Origin of the sequence: Rhodococcus oxybenzonivorans (assembly GCF_003130705.1) — a bacterium.
GTDB lineage: Bacteria > Actinomycetota > Actinomycetes > Mycobacteriales > Mycobacteriaceae > Rhodococcus_F > Rhodococcus_F oxybenzonivorans.
Genome location: NZ_CP021354.1, coordinates 249,504 through 268,984, shown reverse-complemented (window position 1 = coordinate 268,984; position 19,481 = coordinate 249,504). Strand labels below are relative to the sequence as shown.

21 protein-coding genes are annotated in these 19,481 nt (G+C 65.8%); 2 read left to right on the top strand and 19 right to left on the bottom strand.

Annotated elements, in window-relative coordinates:
* Positions 1-82 precede the first annotated feature (82 nt).
* The gene (locus CBI38_RS01310) at positions 83-844 is read right to left on the bottom strand and encodes an SDR family NAD(P)-dependent oxidoreductase (protein ID WP_109325730.1); all 762 of its coding nucleotides are present in this window, start codon (positions 842-844) and stop codon (positions 83-85) included.
* Between the two features lie 116 nt (positions 845-960).
* Here CBI38_RS01310 and CBI38_RS01305 point away from each other — a divergent pair, with 116 nt between their 5' ends.
* Positions 961-1,743 carry an SDR family oxidoreductase gene (locus tag CBI38_RS01305; protein ID WP_109325729.1) on the top strand — a complete coding sequence of 261 codons (783 nt, stop codon included), beginning with the start codon at positions 961-963 and terminating at the stop codon, positions 1,741-1,743.
* Positions 1,744-1,748: 5 nt separating this feature from the next.
* Here the strand turns inward: CBI38_RS01305 and CBI38_RS01300 are convergent, their stop codons facing one another.
* The 10 genes from CBI38_RS01300 to CBI38_RS01255 form a co-directional block, all read right to left on the bottom strand.
* Positions 1,749-2,561 carry a MaoC/PaaZ C-terminal domain-containing protein gene (locus tag CBI38_RS01300; RefSeq protein WP_109325728.1) on the bottom strand — a complete coding sequence of 271 codons (813 nt, stop codon included), beginning with the start codon at positions 2,559-2,561 and terminating at the stop codon, positions 1,749-1,751.
* A gap of 2 nt (positions 2,562-2,563) precedes the next feature.
* The gene (locus CBI38_RS01295; RefSeq protein WP_109325727.1) at positions 2,564-3,742 is read right to left on the bottom strand and encodes a lipid-transfer protein; all 1,179 of its coding nucleotides are present in this window, start codon (positions 3,740-3,742) and stop codon (positions 2,564-2,566) included.
* On the bottom strand, positions 3,739-4,173 hold the full coding sequence (locus tag CBI38_RS01290; protein ID WP_109325726.1) for a MaoC family dehydratase: 435 nt from the start codon (positions 4,171-4,173) through the stop codon (positions 3,739-3,741). Before CBI38_RS01290 ends, CBI38_RS01295 begins: the two co-directional genes overlap by 4 nt.
* Positions 4,170-5,282 (bottom strand): acyl-CoA dehydrogenase family protein, encoded by a 1,113-nt coding sequence (locus CBI38_RS01285; protein ID WP_109325725.1) that lies wholly within the window; start codon positions 5,280-5,282, stop codon positions 4,170-4,172. Before CBI38_RS01285 ends, CBI38_RS01290 begins: the two co-directional genes overlap by 4 nt.
* Positions 5,282-6,220: an OB-fold domain-containing protein gene (locus CBI38_RS01280; RefSeq protein ID WP_109325724.1), complete on the bottom strand. Its 939-nt coding sequence runs from the start codon at positions 6,218-6,220 to the stop codon at positions 5,282-5,284. The genes CBI38_RS01285 and CBI38_RS01280 overlap by 1 nt, the downstream gene beginning before the upstream one ends.
* Positions 6,217-7,383, bottom strand: coding sequence for an acyl-CoA dehydrogenase family protein (locus CBI38_RS01275; RefSeq protein ID WP_109325722.1), 1,167 nt, complete (start codon positions 7,381-7,383; stop codon positions 6,217-6,219). Before CBI38_RS01275 ends, CBI38_RS01280 begins: the two co-directional genes overlap by 4 nt.
* Positions 7,384-7,574: 191 nt before the next feature.
* Entirely contained in the window at positions 7,575-8,225 is a 651-nt protein-coding gene (locus tag CBI38_RS01270; RefSeq protein ID WP_109325721.1) for a GntR family transcriptional regulator, read from the bottom strand.
* A 116-nt stretch (positions 8,226-8,341) separates the two neighbouring features.
* On the bottom strand, positions 8,342-9,334 hold the full coding sequence (locus tag CBI38_RS01265) for a transketolase family protein (RefSeq protein WP_109325720.1): 993 nt from the start codon (positions 9,332-9,334) through the stop codon (positions 8,342-8,344).
* A 1-nt stretch (position 9,335) separates the two neighbouring features.
* Positions 9,336-10,223, bottom strand: coding sequence for a transketolase (locus tag CBI38_RS01260; RefSeq protein ID WP_109325719.1), 888 nt, complete (start codon positions 10,221-10,223; stop codon positions 9,336-9,338).
* Positions 10,220-11,620 carry an MFS transporter gene (locus CBI38_RS01255; RefSeq protein WP_109325718.1) on the bottom strand — a complete coding sequence of 467 codons (1,401 nt, stop codon included), beginning with the start codon at positions 11,618-11,620 and terminating at the stop codon, positions 10,220-10,222. Before CBI38_RS01255 ends, CBI38_RS01260 begins: the two co-directional genes overlap by 4 nt.
* Positions 11,621-11,861: 241 nt before the next feature.
* On the opposite strand from CBI38_RS01255, the gene CBI38_RS01250 reads away from it, so the two are divergent.
* A complete protein-coding gene (locus CBI38_RS01250; RefSeq protein WP_109325717.1) occupies positions 11,862-12,635 on the top strand; it encodes an SDR family NAD(P)-dependent oxidoreductase in 774 nt (257 codons plus the stop codon).
* A 402-nt stretch (positions 12,636-13,037) separates the two neighbouring features.
* On the opposite strand, the gene CBI38_RS01240 is transcribed toward CBI38_RS01250, so the two are convergent.
* The 8 genes from CBI38_RS01240 to CBI38_RS01205 form a co-directional block, all read right to left on the bottom strand.
* Positions 13,038-13,415: a nuclear transport factor 2 family protein gene (locus tag CBI38_RS01240; protein WP_109325716.1), complete on the bottom strand. Its 378-nt coding sequence runs from the start codon at positions 13,413-13,415 to the stop codon at positions 13,038-13,040.
* A 99-nt stretch (positions 13,416-13,514) separates the two neighbouring features.
* Complete coding sequence (locus CBI38_RS01235) at positions 13,515-14,126, bottom strand: malonic semialdehyde reductase (protein ID WP_109334786.1); 612 nt, start codon at positions 14,124-14,126, stop codon at positions 13,515-13,517.
* 140 nt (positions 14,127-14,266) lie between these two features.
* A complete protein-coding gene (locus tag CBI38_RS01230) occupies positions 14,267-15,397 on the bottom strand; it encodes an acyl-CoA dehydrogenase family protein (RefSeq protein ID WP_230990296.1) in 1,131 nt (376 codons plus the stop codon).
* Positions 15,283-16,170, bottom strand: a complete 888-nt coding sequence (locus CBI38_RS01225) for a 3,4-dihydroxy-2-butanone-4-phosphate synthase (protein WP_230990047.1) — start codon at positions 16,168-16,170, stop codon at positions 15,283-15,285. The genes CBI38_RS01230 and CBI38_RS01225 overlap by 115 nt, the downstream gene beginning before the upstream one ends.
* A gap of 77 nt (positions 16,171-16,247) precedes the next feature.
* The gene (locus tag CBI38_RS01220; protein ID WP_109325712.1) at positions 16,248-16,745 is read right to left on the bottom strand and encodes a flavin reductase family protein; all 498 of its coding nucleotides are present in this window, start codon (positions 16,743-16,745) and stop codon (positions 16,248-16,250) included.
* Between the two features lie 301 nt (positions 16,746-17,046).
* Positions 17,047-17,151, bottom strand: coding sequence for a helix-turn-helix domain-containing protein (locus tag CBI38_RS38755; protein WP_230990295.1), 105 nt, complete (start codon positions 17,149-17,151; stop codon positions 17,047-17,049).
* Positions 17,152-17,666: 515 nt separating this feature from the next.
* Entirely contained in the window at positions 17,667-18,422 is a 756-nt protein-coding gene (locus tag CBI38_RS01210) for an SDR family NAD(P)-dependent oxidoreductase (RefSeq protein ID WP_109325711.1), read from the bottom strand.
* 81 nt (positions 18,423-18,503) lie between these two features.
* Complete coding sequence (locus CBI38_RS01205) at positions 18,504-19,472, bottom strand: zinc-binding dehydrogenase (RefSeq protein WP_109325710.1); 969 nt, start codon at positions 19,470-19,472, stop codon at positions 18,504-18,506.
* Between the last annotated feature and the right edge of the window lie 9 nt (positions 19,473-19,481).

Below are 19,481 nucleotides of genomic sequence, written 5' to 3'. Positions count from 1 at the left end.
CGGTATGGGTGTTCGATCCTGCCGAAACTAGTGGAGACCGGCGGCTACGGCCGTGGGCTTTCCCGGTGGGCGGGATCAGCCGTCAACCCCACCGGGACTGGCCACCGTCCAGCGGGATCGTCGCCCCCGTCAAGTAGCCGGCGTCCTCACCGACCAGGAAGACGACGGCGCGTCCGATGTCGGTTTCGGCGTCACCGACCCGACCGAGCGGAATACCCGCCACGAACTCGGCCGCCTCCTCCGGATTGTCGTTCATCCAGCGTTCGAGGGCCGGGGTCTTCGCGTGCGGCGCGACGGAGAGCACCCGGATGCCGTCGGTGCCCCATTCGCAGGCAGCCGACCGGGTCAGTGAGCGCATTCCCTCCTTGATCGAACCGTAGGCGCCGTAATTGCTCGCGTCCCAGCGCACCGCCGCCGAGGTCACCAGATTGACGATCACGCCGCCACCGCGGACCTTCATGTGTGGATGGCACGACTGCATCATGCGGAGCGTCGCGAGCGGTCCCGTCGCGAACGACCGCTCGTACTCGTCGTCCACGACCGACAGGATCGGGCCCGGCTTGCAGTCGTTGGCGTTGTTCACCAGGATGTCCACGCCACCGAAAGCGTCCACGGTGCGTTCGACGGCGGCCACGATGTCGTCCCGTCTGCTGACATCGCAGACGACGGGCACGCTGCGTGCCCCCAGCGCCGTGAGGCGCTCGCAGGTGCCGACCAGTTTCGATTCGGTTCGGCCCGCGACGGCGATCGCCGCTCCTTCCTTGGCCAGGGCGAGGGCGATCCCCTGTCCGATTCCCTGCCCCGCGCCGGTAATCAACGCGACCTTGCCGTCCAGCTTGCCCATACCCACTCCTGTTCGCCTACTATCGGTTCCGATATCTCCGGCCGTCGGTCGACGACTGGTCCCACTTCCGCTGAGCGTCAGTGTTTCTCGCGCTCTCCCCATCTCAGAGGACTACCGTGACTCTCCCCAACCCCCTCGACTTCCGGAACCGCGCCGTGGTCGTCACCGGCGGCACCAAGGGCATCGGATTCGTCATCGCCCAGTCGTTCCTCGAGGCGGGCGCCGACGTCCTCGTCTGCGCGCGCACTCGCCCGGATGTGCTTCCGGCACACGGCGACCGCACCGCGTCTTTCCGCGCGACCGATGTGCGCGACGCCGACGACGCCGCTGCGCTGATCGACGACGCCGTCACCCGGTTCGGCCGCCTCGACGTACTCGTCAACAACGCCGGCGGCTCCCCCGACGCCGACGCGGCCACCGTCTCGCCGCGCTTCGTCGAGAAGATCATCGCCCTGAACCTGTTGGCGCCCTTCACTGTCGCCCAGTCGGCCAATGCCGTGATGCAGCAGCAGCCCGAGGGCGGTGCCATCATCAACATCGGAAGCGTCTCCGCTCACGACCCCCAGCCCGGCACCGCCGCGTACAGCGCCGCGAAAGCCGGTCTGCTCGTCCTGACCAAGGCGCTTGCGCTCGAATGGGCCCCGAAGGTGCGGATCAATCACGTCACCACCGGACTCATCCGCACGGACAGCGCCGCGACGGTCTACGGCGACGACGGCGGCGCCGCCGTCACCCGTACCCTGCCCATGGGCCGGATGGCGGTGCCGTCGGACATCGCGGGCGCCTGCCTGTTCCTGGCGAGTCCGCTGGCGTCGTACGTCAACGGTGCCGATCTCGCCGTTCACGGTGGTGGCGAGTACCCGGCCCGCTTCCTCGCCACCCACCCCGACCGCTCGTGACGCTGCTAGCCGAACGCCGCGCGGGCCCCGGCGATCACCGGGTGCCCGCCGTGGACGAGCTCGAACGACGCGGCAGCCGCGTCACCCCACGCCCGCAGAACCGGTGAGTCGCCAGGGAACACCGGGGCGGCGAACCGGCCCTCCACTTCCACCAGATCCGCGGGGTGTACGCCGAGTTGGCGCGCCAATTCGAGGGTGCTCGCCGCCAGTGTGCACAACCCGTGCATGATCGGCCGGGGCTGGCCGATCCGGGCGGCCGCAGCCGGGTCGAGGTGTATGTGGTGCCGGTCCCCGGTCAGCCGGTACAGCGCCGCCTGATTGTCCGCAGTGTTCACCACCGCCTCCACGGTCGGCTCACCCTCTGGCCGAGCCGGTTTCGACGGACCACGCTCCCCGCCGAATCCACCCGCCCCCGGCGCGAACAGCGACCAGGTGGCCACGAAGAAGTCGGACTCGACGCGCACCTCGAAAACCGCCGCCGACCCCTTGTCCCACACCTCACCCACCGATGCCGACAGGGCGATCTCACCACGGCGTGGGAGCGGCGCGCGCACCGTCAGGTTCTGCGAGCCGTGCAGCGCGGTCTTCGTGTCGAAGGCACCACGTGATCCCAGCTCGTCCGGTGCCCACTGCGCGAGAGTCAACGCGAAAGTGGGCAGCACCCGCAGCCGGTCCTCGAAGACGAGGTCCAGTTCGGTGGCGCGGGCGCCCACCGCCAGCGCATACAGAATCGCGTCCCGCTCGTCGTAGGCCACGGTACGAGTGCCGAGGTCCTCGCCTCGCCACGCCGCCGCGGACCTTTTGTGTGTGCTCGTCATGTTCAGTCCTCACTGCTCAGGATCAGGCCGCTGGTCGGTACTGCCGTGCCGGCGGTCACCAGCACGTTGCGCATGTCGTCCGGCTGTGTGGTCGAGGTTCCGCGGATCAGCCGGACTGCCTCCGCGATCCCGTTCACCCCGTGCAGGTACGCCTCGCCGATCTGCCCACCGTGGGTGTTGGCCGGCAGACGCCCGCCCACCTCGAGGTTGCCCTCGCGGATGAAGTCCTTGGCCTCGCCGGGTTTACAGAAACCGAGCTCTTCGAGTTGTGGCAACACCAGGGGGGTGAAGTGGTCGTAGAGGATCGCGGCCGAAATATCCTCTGGTCTCAGACCACTCTGCCCGTACAACTGCCGGGCCACCAGTCCCATCTCGGGGATTCCGGTGATGTCGGGCCGGTAGTAGCTCGACATCATGTGCTGGTCCTTGCCGGAGCCTTGAGCGGCGCCCGCGACGAAAGCGGGTTTGTGCGCCAGGTCGCGAGCGCGTTCGGCCGACACGATGACGAGCGCCTGACCGCCATCGGTTTCCTGGCAGCAGTCCAGTAGATGCAGGGGTTCGGCGATCCACCGCGAGCTCTGATGGTCCTCGAGCGTGATGGGCCGTCCGTAAAACCAGGCCGCAGGATTGTCGGCGGCATGCTTGCGTGCGACGACCGCGACTCGCCCGAAATCCTCACTGGTGGCGCCGTACTGGTGCATGTAGCGGCGCGCGAACATGGCCACCCACTGCGCCGGCGTCGACAGTCCCTGTGGTGTCAGCCAGGCATACGCGGCCCGGTCGGCGGTGCTGTCCATGGGCCGGTCGTGCTGGCCGAGTCCGTAACGCACCCCCGATCGTTCGTTGAAAGCGCGGTAGCAGACCACGACGTCGGCGATTCCCGTGGCGACGGCCATCGCCGCCTGCTGCACGGTTGCGCAGGCGGCGCCGCCGCCGTACCCGATCCGGGAGAAGAATTTCAACTCTCCGATGCCCGTGTTGCGGGCGACGAGCACCTCGCCGTTGGTTTCCGCGGTGTAGGTGGACAGTCCGTCCACCTCTGCGGGGTCGATGCCGGCGTCGGCGAGAGCCGCGACGACCGCCTCACATGCGAGTTGGAGTTCGCTGCGTCCGGAGTTCTTGGAAAACTCGGTGGCGCCGATGCCGACGATGGCGGCCGCGCCCGACAATGGGCTGATCACTGAGGTCCTCCTGCGGCCCGGGCGACAGTGACGGTGCCGGTCACGTGATCACCGATGCTGTTGACGCCGCGCACCTTCACGGTGACCACCCCGGCCTCGTTCGAGATCACCTCGCCGGTCAACGTCAGTACGTCACCGGGATAGTTCGGGGCGCCCAGGCGAATCGCGATGCGTCGCAACGACGCCTGCGGTCCGGCCCAGTCGGTCACGAACCGCCCCACCAGGCCGTTGGTGGTGAGGATGTTCATGAACACGTCCTTCGAGCCACGCTCGACGGCCAGTGCGGGATCGTGGTGGACGTCCTGGAAGTCCCTGGTGGCCAGCGCGGTGGCCACGATGAGGGTGCGGGTCAGCGGAATTGCCAGTTCGGGCAGGCTCGACCCCACCTCGACCCCGGTGAACGGGCGGAGGGCACCGGTCGCGGTGCTCATGCGACCACCTCGACACCGGATGCAAGCAGGGCTCCGAGCCGCGCCAGGTCAGAGGCGGAGCCGCCGAGGGTGGCCGCGAGTTGTTTACCCCACAGCAGGTGGCGGTGCACCGGGTAGTCCGTGTCCACGCCGATGCCGCCGTGCACGTGCTGGGTTCGGTGCACCACCCGCTGACCGGCGTCGGTAGCCCACCACTTGGCCACCAGCACCGCAGTTCCCGGGTTTACACCGTTCGCGAGGAGCCAGACGGCTTGCCACAACGTCACCCGCATCGCCTCGAGATCGATGTAGCAGTCCGCGAGTTGATGAGTGACGGCCTGGAAGGTGGCGAGTGGGCGACCGAACTGGTTGCGTTCGTTGAGGTAGGTCACGGACTGACGCACCGCCTCCTCTCCGACACCCAGTTGCAGTGCAGCAAGGGCTAATTCGACCCGCTCCTGAAGCCAGGCGGGTGTGGCGCCGTCCGCCGGACCGAGCAGCTCCGCGGGTGTCGCGTCGAACGTGACGTTCGCGCAGATCTCGTGGGTAGTCGATGCACCCCGTTCGGTGGTCACTCCTTCCGACCGCGGGTCGACCAGGAACAGCGCCGCACCGGACGGGGTCGTGGCCGACACGACGACCCGTTCGGCAGCGTGCATCACCGGCACCGCGGCTTTCGCACCGGTCAGCCGCCACCCGCCGTCGACCTCGGTGGCCGTCGTCGACGGGACCCCGTCTCCGTAGGGCCCGAATTCTTCGATTCCGATGGTGAGGAACAGGCTGCCGTCGGCCGCAGAGGACACAAGGGCGTCCCGTTGGTCCGGTGTCCCGAACTCGCAGATCGCGAGCGCGCCGAGCACGTGCGGCCACAACGGAACCGGGGCCACGTGCCTGCCCTGCTCCTCGAGGAGGACGTAGAACTCGGGCAGACCCATGCCGCCGCCGCCGAGATTCTCCGGCAGGGCGATTCCGAGGAGACCGGTGCCGGCCAGTTCACGCCAGAGGTCTCCGTCGATGCGCTCCGCCGAGGATTCGACCTGCTTGATCCGCTCGGGGGTTGCCTTCGCGGCAAACACATCGGAGGCAAGTCCACGGACCGCCTGCTGTTCCTCGCTGAAGGTGAAATCCATCAGTGCTCCCTCGATCGTTGGGGCCGGAAGGCGGGGAGCGTGAGTTCGGGATCGGCGTCGATCCAGTCGAGCTCCACCGGCATTCCGATAAAGACGTGTTCGGGTTCGACGTCCGTCATGTTCGCGATCAGGCGTGTGCCCTCTTCGAGTTCGACCACCGCCACGATCAGGGGGTAGTCGAAGGCATCGATCTTCGGGTGGTGATTGACGACGAATGTGTAGACGGTGCCGCGACCGCACGCGTCGACGGTGTTCCACTCCGTGGAGCGGCACTGCCCGCACATGGGTCCGGTCGGATGCCGCAACACACCGCACCGAGCGCAGCGCTGGATCACGAGGCGGTGCTCGCGGGCGGCCTCGAACCAGAACGCGTTGTCGGCGTTGAGGGCCGGGCGCGGGCGAAGCGGGCGCGAGGCCGCTTTCGGGGTGGGCCGGAAGCGGAGGGTCCGCCACCGCTGAGTCCCCACGACGACACCGTCACCGTTTCGGTACGTCTTGAGGGTGGTGACGAAATGCCCCGCTCCGAGACCCGTCTGCTTTTCCTCGGAGACGCCTTCGACCACCTCCGTCGCGCTCACCCGCTCCCCGGGACGCAGTTCGACGAAGAACTCCTGATCGGAATCTGTCGCCACCACCGAGGTGAACCCCGCACTGTCGAAGGTCTCGATCAGCTCGGTCCAGACATCGGACGGATCGGCACCGGACATCTTGTCGGCGTACGTGCGCATCGTCCACACCTGCAACATCGGCGCCGGGGCGATGGCGCCCTCACGTCCGGTGTCGCGTGCGGCGTCGTCGTCGAGGTAAATGGGGTTGGTGTCGCCCATCGCCTCGACCCAGTGCCGGATCATCGGAGTGTTCACCGGGTCGGGTCCCCACGTGGCCGGGACGATCGTCCGGCCTTCGAAGGCGCGTAACCGGGCGAGTAGGTCACTCACTTCGCCCTCTTCTCGCGCACCAGGCCGAGACCTCGAGTGCCCACCATGTCCCGCAGCACTTCGTTGACTCCACCACCGAACGTGTTGACGACGCTCTGCCGGGAGATCTGTTCGATCTGCCCCGCCAGGACGGCCCCCGGCGACCCGGGGCGCAACCGGCCGGCGGCACCGAGAATTCCGAGTAGCGCCCGGTACACGTCGACGTGCGTTTCGGTGCCGTAGGTCTTGGTGGCGCCGGCGTCGGCGCCCGACAGCGTGTCGTTCGCGACGGCTGCCGTCATCTTCCAGTTCAGCAGGCGCATGGCCTCGAGCTTGGCGTGGGTGCGAGCGAATTCGGATTGCACCCAAGGGATCTCGAGAGCGCCGTTTGCCTTGGCCCAGTCGAGTACCTGATGCCACAACCCGAGTGTGCGGCCACCGAGGGCCGCGAGGCCGATGCGCTCGTGATTGAGTTGGGCGGTGATCAGCTGCCACCCGCCGTCGACGGCTCCGACCACGTCCTGATCGCTGACGCGGATTCCGCTGTAGTAGGTGGAGGTGACCGTCAGACCGCCCACCGTGGAGATCGGTGACCAGCTGAATCCGGGATCGTCCGTCGGCACGATCAGAATCGAAATACCCCGGTGTTTGGGCGCTGTCGTATCGGTGCGGCACGCGAGCCACACATAGTCGGCCGTATTGGCCCCGCTGGTGAAGATCTTGTTGCCGTCCACCACCCAGGAGTCGCCGTCGCGGACCGCCCGCGTCTGCAACGACGCGAGGTCCGTGCCGGCGCCGGGCTCGGTGTAGCCGATGGCGAAGACGATTTCACCGGCCAGGATGCCGGGGAGGAACCGGGCCTTCTGTTCCTCGGTGCCGTACTTCATCAAGGTGGGGCCGACGGTGTTGACGGTGACGAAGGGAAACGGCAGCCCGGCCCGTTGCACCTCGTCGAAGAACACGAACTGCTCCTCGACCGACCGGCCCTGCCCGCCGAATTCGACGGGCCAGCCGATACCCAGCCAACCGTCCTTGCCGAGCAGTCGCACGATCTCGCGGAAATGCTCCCCGCCGACGCCCTTCTCACCCGCGATACGCCGCTTCTCCTCGGGCAGCAGTGCCGCGAAGTAGGCGCGCAACTCCCTCCGGAGTTCCCGCTGCGCGGGCGATTCCCTCGAGTCCATCAGCGTTCTCCTCATGCCTGTCGCTACGTTCGTTCGCGTGGCTGCAGCGAACGTCGTTCTGGACGCTAACCAGCACTCCGGCGCCTCGGTGGCGATGTCTCGGTCACCGGGAGGTGGGCATCGTAGATGTCGGCGACTCGCCGGGAATGGCGGGTCAGGCTGCGTGGTGGAGAGGAAGTTTCGTCGGGGGTTCAGGCGACGAGGTTCGATGCCGCCCAATCCATGTGGGTCTGGATCGCGCGGGCGGCCTCATCGGCATCACCGGTTTCGATGGCGTCGACGATGGCGCTGTGGCGGCCGACGTCCATGTTCCCGACGGCGCGATCGAGGCCGGCGAACATGATCGACATTCGGATGGACCCTTCGAGGGAGATCCACGAGTGCACAAGTGTGTCGTTGCCGGTGAGAGCGCACATGGTGCGGTGGAAATTCAGATCGGCCTCGATGCGGGCTTCGAGGACGGCGGTGTCCATGACCTCGAGGGCAGCGCGCAGTTCCGCGATGACGGTGGTGCGGTCGGGCAGGCCGGCGAGTTCCCGGACCGCCAGCGCCTCGAGTGCGGCGCGGACGGCGAAGATGTCGCGGATCTCCTTGTAATCGAGATGCCGGACATAAAGGCGACCGCGCGCGCCTGCCGTAATCAATCCTTCTTGCTGGAGTTGCCGCATCGCCTCGCGGAGCGTGCCGCGGCTGATCTGCAGCTTCTCGGACAGTTCGGTTTCCACGAGGGGGCTGCTCGGCGCGAGTTCCCCGCTGGTGATCGCGACCCGCAAGGCAGCGACGGCTTGCTGACGGAGACTGGTCTTCTCCAGCCCGAGCAGTGCGGCGGGTTGTCCGGCCATGGGTGCCTCCGTGGTATCAGCGATCAACTGTCGACAAAGGTCTGTTGACAGCAACCTGTTGACAGCCATCGTACGGCCCCCACCGCCGGGCCTGCGGCGAGGGCCGTACGAGCTGGTCATGCCAGTTCGCCCAGAACCTTGGCGACGATACGGTCCGTGCTGAGGCCGTACCGTTCGTGCAGGGTGGGCAGGGCCCCCGCGTCGAGGAACTGGTCGGGCAGGGCGATCGGCACGATGCGTTTACCGAGTCCGGCAGAGACGACGGCGGCGGCCACGGTTTCGAAGAGACCGCCGATCACGGTGTGGTTTTCCAGGGTGACCACCAGCCGGTCGGTGTTCACCTCGGCGAGGACGGTCGCGGCGTCGAACGGTTTGATCGTGGGCGTGTGCACGACCGCCACGTCGACGTTGTGCTCGGCGAGCCGGTCGGCGGCCTGCAGCGCGCGCATCGTCATCAGCCCGCTGGTGACGAAGACGACGTCGTTGCCGCCGCGGAGCACCTTCGCCTTGCCGAGCTCGAAGGTGTAGTCGTACTCGTCGAGCACAGTCGCGACCTTCCCGCGCAGCAGCCGCAGGTAGGTGGGGCCGTCGGAGGCGGCGAGTTGCGGGACGGCCTGTTCGATGTCCACCGAGTCGCACGGGTCGACGATGGTGAGGTTGGGGATGCCCCGGAAAATGGCCATGTCCTCGGTCGCCTGGTGGCTGGGACCGTAGCCGGTGGTCAGGCCGGGTAGGCCGCCGATGATGTTGACGTTGAGATTCGGTTCGGCGATGTCGAGGCACAGGAAGTCGTAGGCGCGGCGCGCGGCGAACACCGAATACGTGGATGCGAACGGAACCAGCCCGGTCTCGGCCATCCCGGCGGCGGCGCCGAACAACAGCTGCTCGGCCATCCCCATCTGGAAGAACCGGTCGGGGAACTCCTGCGCGAAGATGTGCATGTCGGTGTACTTGGCGAGGTCGGCGGAGAGGCCGACGATCTTGTCGTTCTCCCGGGCGGCTTTCACGAGGGCGTGTCCGAACGGCGCCGTGGTGGTCTTCTGGTCGTCGTCGACGAACGAGGCGATCATCGCCGACGTCTTGAGCTTCGGCTTACTGGCGGTGGTCATCTCAGGCGTCCTTGTCGTTGAAGCCGGCGGTCAGTTGGTCGCGGCAGATCTGCCACTCGTGTTCCTCGATGCGCATAAAGTGCGCCTTCTCCCGGGTCTCGAGCAGGGGCACACCTTTGCCGACCTTGGTGTCGCAGAGGATGATCGACGGCTTTCCGCCGGATTCGGCGGCGGCGTTGTCGAACGCACGCACGAGGGCGGTGACGTCGTTGCCGTCGACGCGCTCGACGTGCCAGCCGCACGCCGCCCACTTCTCGTGTATCGGTTCGGTACTCAGCACGGTCGAGGTTGCCCCGTCCGCCTGCAGGGCGTTGATGTCGACCATCGCGGTGAGATTGCCCAGCCGGTGGTGGTGGGCGCCCATCGCCGCTTCCCACGTCGAGCCCTCGTCGAGTTCGCCGTCGGAGAGAAAATTGAAGATGCGGGCGGTGGAGTGCTGGTGCCGCAACCCGAGCGCCATGCCGACCGCGATGGTCAGTCCGTGCCCGAGGGAGCCACCCGAAATTTCCATGCCGGGGGTGTAGGTGGACATCGCCGACATCGGTAGGCGCGAGTCGTCGGAACCGTAGGTTTCCAGTTCGCTGCGTGGGATGATGCCCGCTTCGGCGAGGGCGGCGTAGTGGCCGATGGCGTAGTGGCCGGTGGAGAGCAGGAAGCGATCCCGGCCTTCCCAGTGCGGGTCGTCGGCGCGGTAGCGGAGTTGGTCGGCGTAGACGGTGGCGAAGATGTCGGCGGCCCCAAGCCCTTGCCCGACGTACCCCTGGCCCTGCTCCTCACCCATGTCGATGATGTTGTGTCGCATCCGGTAGGCGAACTGCTCGATGCTGGCGATCCGCGATGCTTCACGGGTGGTGGCGTCGGCCGCGGCGGTGGCGGTTGTGGTGGTCACAGGAGTTCCTTTTCCTTGCGAATCGTGTTCGTCGTGCCGGTATTCGTGGTTGTGGTGGGTGCGCCGGCGCTTTTGGAATCGGCGCTCGCCACCGCCTCGTCAGCGAGGCGTCGCTCGGTGGGCCCCCAGGTTTCCTTGGTGATCAGCGCTGCCCAGAGTCCGATCAGGGCGTATGTGCTGAACAACAGCGCCGGCCCCCACCAGCCGAAGGAGACGAACAGCAACGTGGTGACGAAAGGCGTGAAGCCGGAGACCATCGCGGAGATCTGGTAAGCGAGTGAGGCTCCCGACGATCGGCGGGCGGCGTCGAACAGTTCGGGAAACCAGGCACCCTGCGCACCCGCCAGCGAGTTCTGGCAGACGGCGTAGGAGATCACGATGGTGGCGATGATGAGAATGAACACGCCCGTGTTGACAAGCAGGAACATCGGGGCACCGAAGAGTGCCGCGAACGCGCAGGACCCGATGTAGAGGGGTCGGCGTCCGATGCGGTCGGTGAGTCGGGCCCAGGCCATGGTGGCGAAGATGCCCATCGCGGACGCAATGCACAGGGCGACAAGCGTTTCGGATTTTCCGGCGAGACCCTCATTGTGCAGGTAGGAAATCATGTAGGTGATCGACACCGCGTAGCCCGCGGTCTCGGCAACACGGAGTGCGATGCCGCGCAGGATGTTGCGCCAGTCGTACTTGATGGAGTCGAGCACCGGCGACTTGACGATCTCGCCCTCGTTCTTCACGTCCTCGAAGACCGGTGACTCGGGAACCTTCGACCGAATGACCAACCCGACCATCACCAGGACAATGCTCGCGAGGAAGGGCACGCGCCACGCCCAGTCGCCGCCGAGGTGCACGCTGAACAGGAACACCAGATTCGCGAGTAGCAGCCCGACGGGGAAGCCGGCCTGCACGATGCCGGTGTATTTCCCCTTCGACTTCCATGGGGCGTGTTCGTAGCTCATCAAGATCGCACCGCCCCACTCGGCGCCGAAGGCGAGACCCTGGACGATACGAACCAGAACCAGCAGCACCGGCGCAATCAGCCCCACCTGCGAATAGGTCGGCAACAGTCCGATCGCGAAGGTCGCCAGACCCATCGCGATCAACGACGCCACCAGAACCGGTTTACGGCCCAGCTTGTCTCCGAGGTGCCCGCCGAGTACGCCGCCGAGCGGGCGCGCAGCGAAACCGACACCCAGCGTCGCGAAGGCCGCGAGTGTGCCGGTGACCGGATCCGCACCCGGAAAGAAAGCCGTACCGAAGTACAGCGCCGCGGCCGTGCCGAACCCGATGAAGTCGTAGGTCTCGATGACCGCCCCCACCGAGGAGCCGATTGCGACGCGCTTGGCGTCCTTCGTGCCGTGGACAGGACCTCTCATCCTGAGTGTTTCGGTACTCATGGGTGACTCCTCTTCGGGCTGCCGGTTTCTACGATTGCCGCCGACTTGTTGACTGTCAACAGTGACGTCTCAACAGTGTGATCCGAGCCACGTCGATCTGTCAACCGTCATCCGATGACGGTTGACTGTTAACAGTTAATCGGCTTACTGTGGTGGCAGTCACTTACCGCATCGTCGACCGGTTCCGTCTTTCCATCGCATCACCCGGGAACGGTCAGATTTCCAACAACGAGGAGCGATCATGTCGTCCATCCAGCGCACCGCCGTCGTCACTGGCGCCACTTCCGAGCGTGGCATCGGTCTCGCCACCGCCCGCCGCTACGCCGAAGAGGGCTGGGCGATCGTCGTTCTCGACCTCGACGGCGAGAAGTCCGCGAAGGTCGCGGCCGAGATCGGCAACGAGTTCGGTGTCCCGGTCTTCGGTCACGACATCGACGTCGCAGACGAGAACTCGGTCCAGCGGGCGCACGACGCGGTCGCCACCGAAGTTGCGGCCGGGAACCTCCCCGCTGTGGGTGCGCTCGCCAACATCGCGGGCATCACCTCACCGGTACCGTTCCTCGAGACGACGCTGGAACTGTGGAACAAGGTGATGGCGGTCAACGCCACCGGCACCTACCTCGTCACCCGCGCATTCTTGCCGGCCATGATCGACAACGGCTGGGGACGGGTCGTGAACATGTCGTCGGTCTCCGCCCAGCGCGGTGGCGGAGTTTTCGGCAAGGTGCCCTACTCGTCCGCGAAAGCCGCGATCCTCGGTTTCACCAAGTCCCTCGCACGCGAACTCGGCGACAGTGGAGTCACCGTCAACGCCGTCACCCCCGGTGCAGTCGACACCAGCATCCGCGTCGGCAACACCCCCGAAACGGAAGCGGCACTGTGCCGCGACATCCCCCTCGGCCGGGTCGCCACCACCACCGAAGTCGCCGCGGTGATCACCTTCCTGTCCTCGCAGGACGCCGCCTACCTCACCGGCACCACCGTCGACATCAACGGCGGCAGCCACCTGCACTGAGTAGGGGATAACACCTCGACCGCGTGTCGCGGATGGTCCTGATGGGTTACCCAGGGGTGGGTATGCACGCCACCGACGGACTCACAGTGCTGCGAAGATTCGAGCCCCCCACTCGGCGCACGCCTGCGCGCAGCGTAGCGCAATGTGTGCGTATGCGATGTGCCGAAGTGCTCTCCGCGCTCCCGCGCCCGTCTCCATGGAGGAGGCCGAACAGTGCGACCACAATGTAGAGGACCAGCGCTGCCATCGGTTGCCCCTTCGGAAAGTAGACGTCACGGCCGCGTTGGGACACCGCGGCCGCAGGCCTGGCCGAGTTGTGCTGAGCTCGTCGGGTTGCCGCAGAATCCGAGTCGCGGTGTAGTTTTCAGGATTCCGGCCCCCGGCCAGCAGGCACCGGACGCCCTATTTGCTGCCCGAGACAACGGGGCTGGGGTCCATGAAGATCAGGTACTCGGTCACCTTGTTGTTCTCGACGCGGGTGCGCGTGACGGCCGGGAGTGTGAAAGATTCACCGTTCTGCAAGGTGTAGGTGACCTCCACCCGGAGCGCGGCGACGTTGCCTTCCGACCATTCTTCGATGATCTCGTGGCGCATCGACACCACAGAGGTCAGGTATTGCGCTACCCAAGCTTGGATCGCGCTCTTCCCGATGACGGGGGCGTTGTTGCCCATCCGGAAAACGCAGTCGTCGGAGAAGAAGTCGAAGAACGCTGCGATGTCGGTGTCGGCAGCTTCGAGAAGTTTACGGGTGGTCTCGACCTCGGAAGTGGCTGTGGTCATCGCGAACTCTCTTTCTCTGGTGATGTGAAGGGATGGCCCCGCACTTTGTCGGGTCGATCTGGACTCGAGATGGCACGATCGGAGAGCGGTCTACAGCCCTCAGGCCCAGCGCACGGTCTCTGCGGGGTCGAGTCTGGGGAGACGCTCGAACCACGGATTCTCGCCGGGGTACCCGATGTTGACGACCAGGATGGACCTCCAGGAGGTTCCGGAGAAGAATTCCGCGTCTATTCCTGCGGGATCGAAGCCGGCCATCGGCCCAGCCGCCAGACCGGCGGCACGGATGGCGAGGATGAAGTACCCCGCCTGCAGGGCGGCGTTGAAGTTGCCGGTGCGCTCGCGCAGCGCGTCGTTGTCGGCGAAGACGTCACGGATCTGTGGCCGGATGGGCAGCAGCCGGGGCAGGTGCTCGTGAAATTCGCTGTCGACGGCGAGAATTGCGGTGACGGGCGTTGACGCCGTCTTCTCACAGTTACCCTCGTCGAGATGGTCGAGCAGTCGGCGGCGGGCGGCGTCGGTGCGGATGAAGTGCACGCGCATCGGCTGGGAGTTCGCTGCCGTGGGCGCCCAGCGGGTCATTTCCCAGATTTGTGTGAGCTCGTCATCGTTGACCGGGGTCGGGGCGAAGTTGTTCACTGTTCGTGCGCCCGCGAACAGCAGGTTTCTGGCTGCGTCATCGAGGCATTCAATCGTCGAGTTACTATTCACCAGTGCTCTTTTCCTCATTCTTTGCAGACGGTGGTGCGGGAACGCGGATCGGGTCCTGTGCGGTTACTCGATTGCCCCTCCCGAGCTTCGGCCGCGGTTCCAGCTGACGGCCGAGACTCGGAATGAGAGGGAGCAGCATCCGGTCAGAGGAGCGGATCGGCGACGGGAAGGTCGAGGGTGAACCGGCCGATGGTTTCCGAGGCCGTATCGATGTCGAGGAATGCGTGCACCGACAGAACGGACAGGTCACGGAAGAACCGCTGGATCGGTGCGGAGGTCCGGTACCCATCCCCACCGATGCCGCGAACCATGTCGTTGAGGGCGTTACGGGCCAGGTCCGCCAAATATGCTGCCTTGAGCTTCATTTCGGCACGATCGCGGGGGTCGGACTGCTCAGGTCGCTGCGCGATGAGGCGCTCGAAGAAGGCGTCGAGAAGGGTTTCGGCGGCGTCCGCCGCGGCGAGCGCCCGGCCGAGACGCATCTGGGCGGCCTGCTTGCCGGAGGCCTTCTCCTGGCTGATTGTTCCCTGCCGGTCCTTGGTGCGCTGGACGAACGCGTCCGCCGCACCGCATAGCGCACCGACGACGACCGGGGTGACCTCGGCCATAGCGAACGGCAGGAAGGGCAGGTGGTACATGGGATTGGGGTGGATCAGCTGCCCGGGTGCGGTACCGGCGAGGGCGAGGGCGAACGGCCCGGTGCGGTACTCCGGGACGAACACGTCCTCGACGCTGATGTCATTGCTGCCGGTTCCTGACATGCCGGCGATGTACCAGGTGTCGAGAATCTTGACGTCCTCGCGGGGCACGAGGAACCACAACGGGGTGGGGGCGCTGCCCTCCTCGAACACCACACCGGCGAAGGTGAACCACTCCGCGTGCACCGACCCGGAGTTCCATGCCGTCTGCCCGGTGATGCGGTAGCCGCCGTCAACCTTCTGCACCTGCCCGAGCGGGGCCGCGGTACCCGCGGTGAGGGTGTAGGGCTTGTCGGCGAACACTTCTCGTTGGGCCTGTTCGGTGAAAATGTTTACCCGCCAGGCCGCTCCGATGTAGAAGGAGGTGACCCACCCGGTCGACGGGCAGACCGCGCTGATGGTTCGGACGATATCGGCGGCGACGTCGAGTCCGAGTTCGAGTCCGCCGTACTCCTTGGGGGTCAGCGTCGCCAGGATTCCCGAGTCGATGAGGTCGGTGATCGTCTCGTCGAGGGGAGCACGGTTCTCCTCGGTCTTCTGCGCGCGTTCGGCGAAGGCAGGTACCAGGGCGTGCACTCGGTCCATGAGTTCGGTGCGGGTGATGTCCATTGTTCCCTCCGATGTGTGGTGTGGTGTTTCTCAGCTGCTGGGGGCGATCGGCGTAGCTCTGGGCATGCCGGAACCGCGCCTGTGGTGTGGACGCCTTGGTCAGCGGAAGGTGTCCTCGGGTCCGGACCGGCGACGAGTGTGAGCCCGTACCGGTCGGCAAGGATCTCGGCATCGTCTCGATCGCCGACGTCTGTCGGGTCAGCGATGCCGTCGAGGTCGGCGAACACCGCGCCCGAGTAGTGGGATTCAGCGGTGTCGGTGAGCGCGCGGGCGACTGACGCGGTGGTCAGGCGCGTACGGAACTCTATGGGTGTCACGCGCACCGGGATCAGGTGCCCGGGCCTCGTGAGATCGCTCGGTTCGGTGGTCGGGTCGGCGAGGATGCGTGCAGTGCGCGCTCGGTCGGTGCCAGAGATCCCGGTGGTGATGCCGGCGGCGGCGTCGACGGTGACACATTGGCCGTGGCCGAGCGTGGAGATGGCCCGAACCGTGGGGGTCGCTTCCGGCAGAACGAGACGGTCACAGGTCCGTTCGTGCAACGCCACCTGCAGGAATCCTGTGGTGTGGCGGATCAGGAAGGCCATCTGCTCGGTGGTCGCGGCGCCGGCGCACCCGACGAGCACGACGCGACGGTGATGGCTCAGGATGATCAGCTCGCCGGCGGCGAGGGCGCGACTACCGGCTGCGATTGCCGACCATGACCGATAGTGCGCGGCGCGGGGCGCTAACGAGGTCGTCATGGCGTGCCATCCTTTGCAGATTATTCCGGTGGTGCTATCGAAGTGCTCTGGCAGCGGCGTTATCGAGGCCGGTAGTGTTATGCGGATTCGAGCGCCGAGTGCGTGCCGAATACGCGGCGGTGATAGGTGAGCGGGTCGCTGTAATTGGTCTCTGCCGCAACGACGTTGCCGAGCACAATCACATGATCTCCGCCCTCGACGAACTGCTCGACGTGACAGGCGATCCAGCCGGCGGCGCCGGCGATTCGGGGAAGGTCGTGGTCGACGTCCCACCGCACACCATGGAACTTGCCAACTCCGCCCTTCTTCGCGAACTTCAACGCGGTTCCATGCTGGTCGCGGCCCAACACGTTCAATCCGAATTTCTTCGATGCCGTGATCAGTTCGAGCGTCTCCGATCCGCGGTCCAAGGAGACCAGGACCATCGGCGGTGTCATCGACAAAGAGGTGAAAGCGCTGACGGTGGTGCCGAAGGGCAGGCCGCCGTCCATGGAGGTCACGACCGCGACCGGAGTGGCCACGTGTGCCATCACGTCCTTGAACGCTTCCTGGACAGGACTCGACGGGGTATGCATGGTAAATCTTCCTTCTGTCGACTGCGGCTCTCAGCGCAACGAACCGTGGAATACGAACGGGACAGGACGGGTGCCGCTGGCCTTCGGGCTTTCACCACCCGCTGTGTTCTACACCACAAGTAGACCGCAAAAGTTGCCCAGATCGCACTACTGCAGAGCCCAGGGTTGTCGCCGACTTTTGGTTTCTGGACCAGTCGCGTGGCGGGTTCGGCCTATCGACCTACGATCGCTCCCACTGAGCGATGGGGCGCCTCGGAGCCACTCATAAATGCGGAGCGCGGCACGCAGGTCCGTGGTCGATTCACCGGGGGGCGCTGAAAAGGCTCAAGGCCTTCTGCACTCGATAGGTTACCGTGTTCTTGGAAATGTGCTCTGCCGAAGCAACTTTGGCCAGGCTGTGGTCCATGTCGAGATAGAGGCTCACAGTCGACCGCAGATCGGCCATCCGAGGTCGTCGCCGGCGAGACCACAGCGAAGCCTTCGGCATAGGACGACACCCTGCGGGGGGGTTGCGGATCTGGTCGACGGACCGCTCGTCCACATACCCGTGGGTGCGGTCTCCGGCGAACTCTGCCTGGGTGATATGTACGCCAACGCCCACAGTCTGCTCCGCGCTGCCGGCACCGTTGCATCGTGGCCTGGTCAACGTCCCGTCCGGTTCGCCGGCCCGCATGCGTCCTGCACTTGCCCGCCCACTAGCCGTGGCAGAAGCAGTGGAATGCCTTGTGGGATCGGGTTGTCGGCTCGGGGATCAGATCACACCCCTGGCCTGGCCGCTCGGTCGCGCCATCCGGCGTGACCCCGACGATCCCGACAAACGTGGATGAGCTGATACCGGTCGGCGGCCACGCGCGCCCACCGACAGCCCGAGGAACAGAAACCGTCAGCAAGTCAGCCGAATCGCTCTCTCCAGGATGGAGTTTAGAGCGTCTCGATCAGCCCGCCGTCTACCGGCAACGTGACGGCGTGAATGAAATCGGCATCATCACTGACAAGGAACAATGCGGCATTCGCGATGTCTTCCGGCTTCCCGAGCCTTCCAGCAGGCTGCTGCCGCAACCCGGCGAGCGTGTCCTCGTCCTGGGAGAAGGACGCAACCATGGGCGTGTCGATCAACCCCGGCGCGATGGCGTTGACGCGAATGCCCTGCTTGCCATAGCCGGCCGAGAGCTGCCGCGTGTATCCGACCACTGCGTGCTTCGTACTGGTATATGCCGCGCCCCCTCCCCCACCGCGCAGGCCTGCTCCGGACGCGATGTTGACGATCACGCCCTTACCTGCAGCGATCATGTGCGGCAAGATCGCATTGGTGACGGTGTAGATCCCTGTCAGGTTGACCGCGAGCATTGTGTCCCATAGCTTGCGGTCGGTGTCCAGGGTCTGCGCAAAGTGGTCGAACATCCCAGCTGTGTTGCTGAGAATGTCGATCCGCCCATATCTGCTCATGGTGGCCGATACTGCCGCGGCAACGGAGTCTTCGTCCGTGACATCGAGTGCGACACCCAGCGCATTTCCGCCGTCGGCCGCGATCGCACCGGCGGTCTCTCGAGCGCCGGATTCGTCGCGGTCCGCGACGACGACGGTCGCTCCCTGCTTCTCGAAAAGTACCGCTTGTGCCTTCCCGATTCCCGAGGCACCTCCTGTTACCAGCGCGACACGTCCGTCAAGTTTGCCCACTTCTATCCTCCTGAATTCCCGACACCCGCCGGTGTCGCGCAGCGCCGGCTCGAATGTTTCCTCGGCCGCACCCGCAATCGGTCAATCGAACAGCGCGACGAGTCGCTTTCCACCGACGTCGCCGCGAGCCAACTGCTCGAGTCCCGAGCGAATTTCGGTGAAACCGATCGACTGCGTCGAGATAGCCAGATCTCCAGACGAGATGAACTTCAACACTTCGACGGTGTCGGCGGGCGTGCCTCCGATCGACCCACGCAGTTCCACCTCTTTCATGGTCAGAAGGTGGGTATTGATGGTTGCTTCGGCCCGGCCAAGACCGACCTGGACAACGCGGCCACCGCTGTTGACTACTTCGATGGCACCGGCGGTCGTCGTCCCGAATCCTGCAAAGTCGACGATCAGGTCGAGTTCAAAGGCCGCGAGCTCCTTGACGTCGTCGACAACCTGTTTGACACCGCGTTCGATTCCGGCGGCGTGCACCCGAGGATTGATCTCCGCTGCGTACACTTCGCCGCCGCCAAGTACCGCCAGCCGTGCGGCGGTCATTCCGAGGCCGCCGAGACCGATGATGCCCACTCGCGTCCCAGGTTTCAGGCCGCCGCGCACGAAGACCGCATGATACGAGGTCATGCCGGCATCGGTTGCGGCAGCGGCCTGCTCGAACGGCACGGTTTCTGGGAGGGGGATGATCTCGCTGGCCGGCGCCAGAGTCTTCTCCGCGTACGCCCCGTGGCGCCCAACTCCGATGTTCTTCTGTCCGAGAACTCCGCTTTTGCCGTCTCCCATGGCGCTGACTGCGACCCGGTCTCCGATCGAGACGTTCTCGACTCCGTCGCCGACGGCGGAGACGATTCCGGCGGCTTCGTGCCCGAGGATGATCGGGGTGAAGCCGAGGATCTCAGCCATCGTCCCGTCTGTGATGCCTACGTCCGTGTGGCACAGGCCGGCTGCTTTGAGGTCGACGACGACTTCACCGGGGCCCGGGGTGGGATCGGGGACCTCGGCGAGGTCGATCGGTGACCCGACTCCGTTGAACATCCACGCCTTCATGTTGAACTC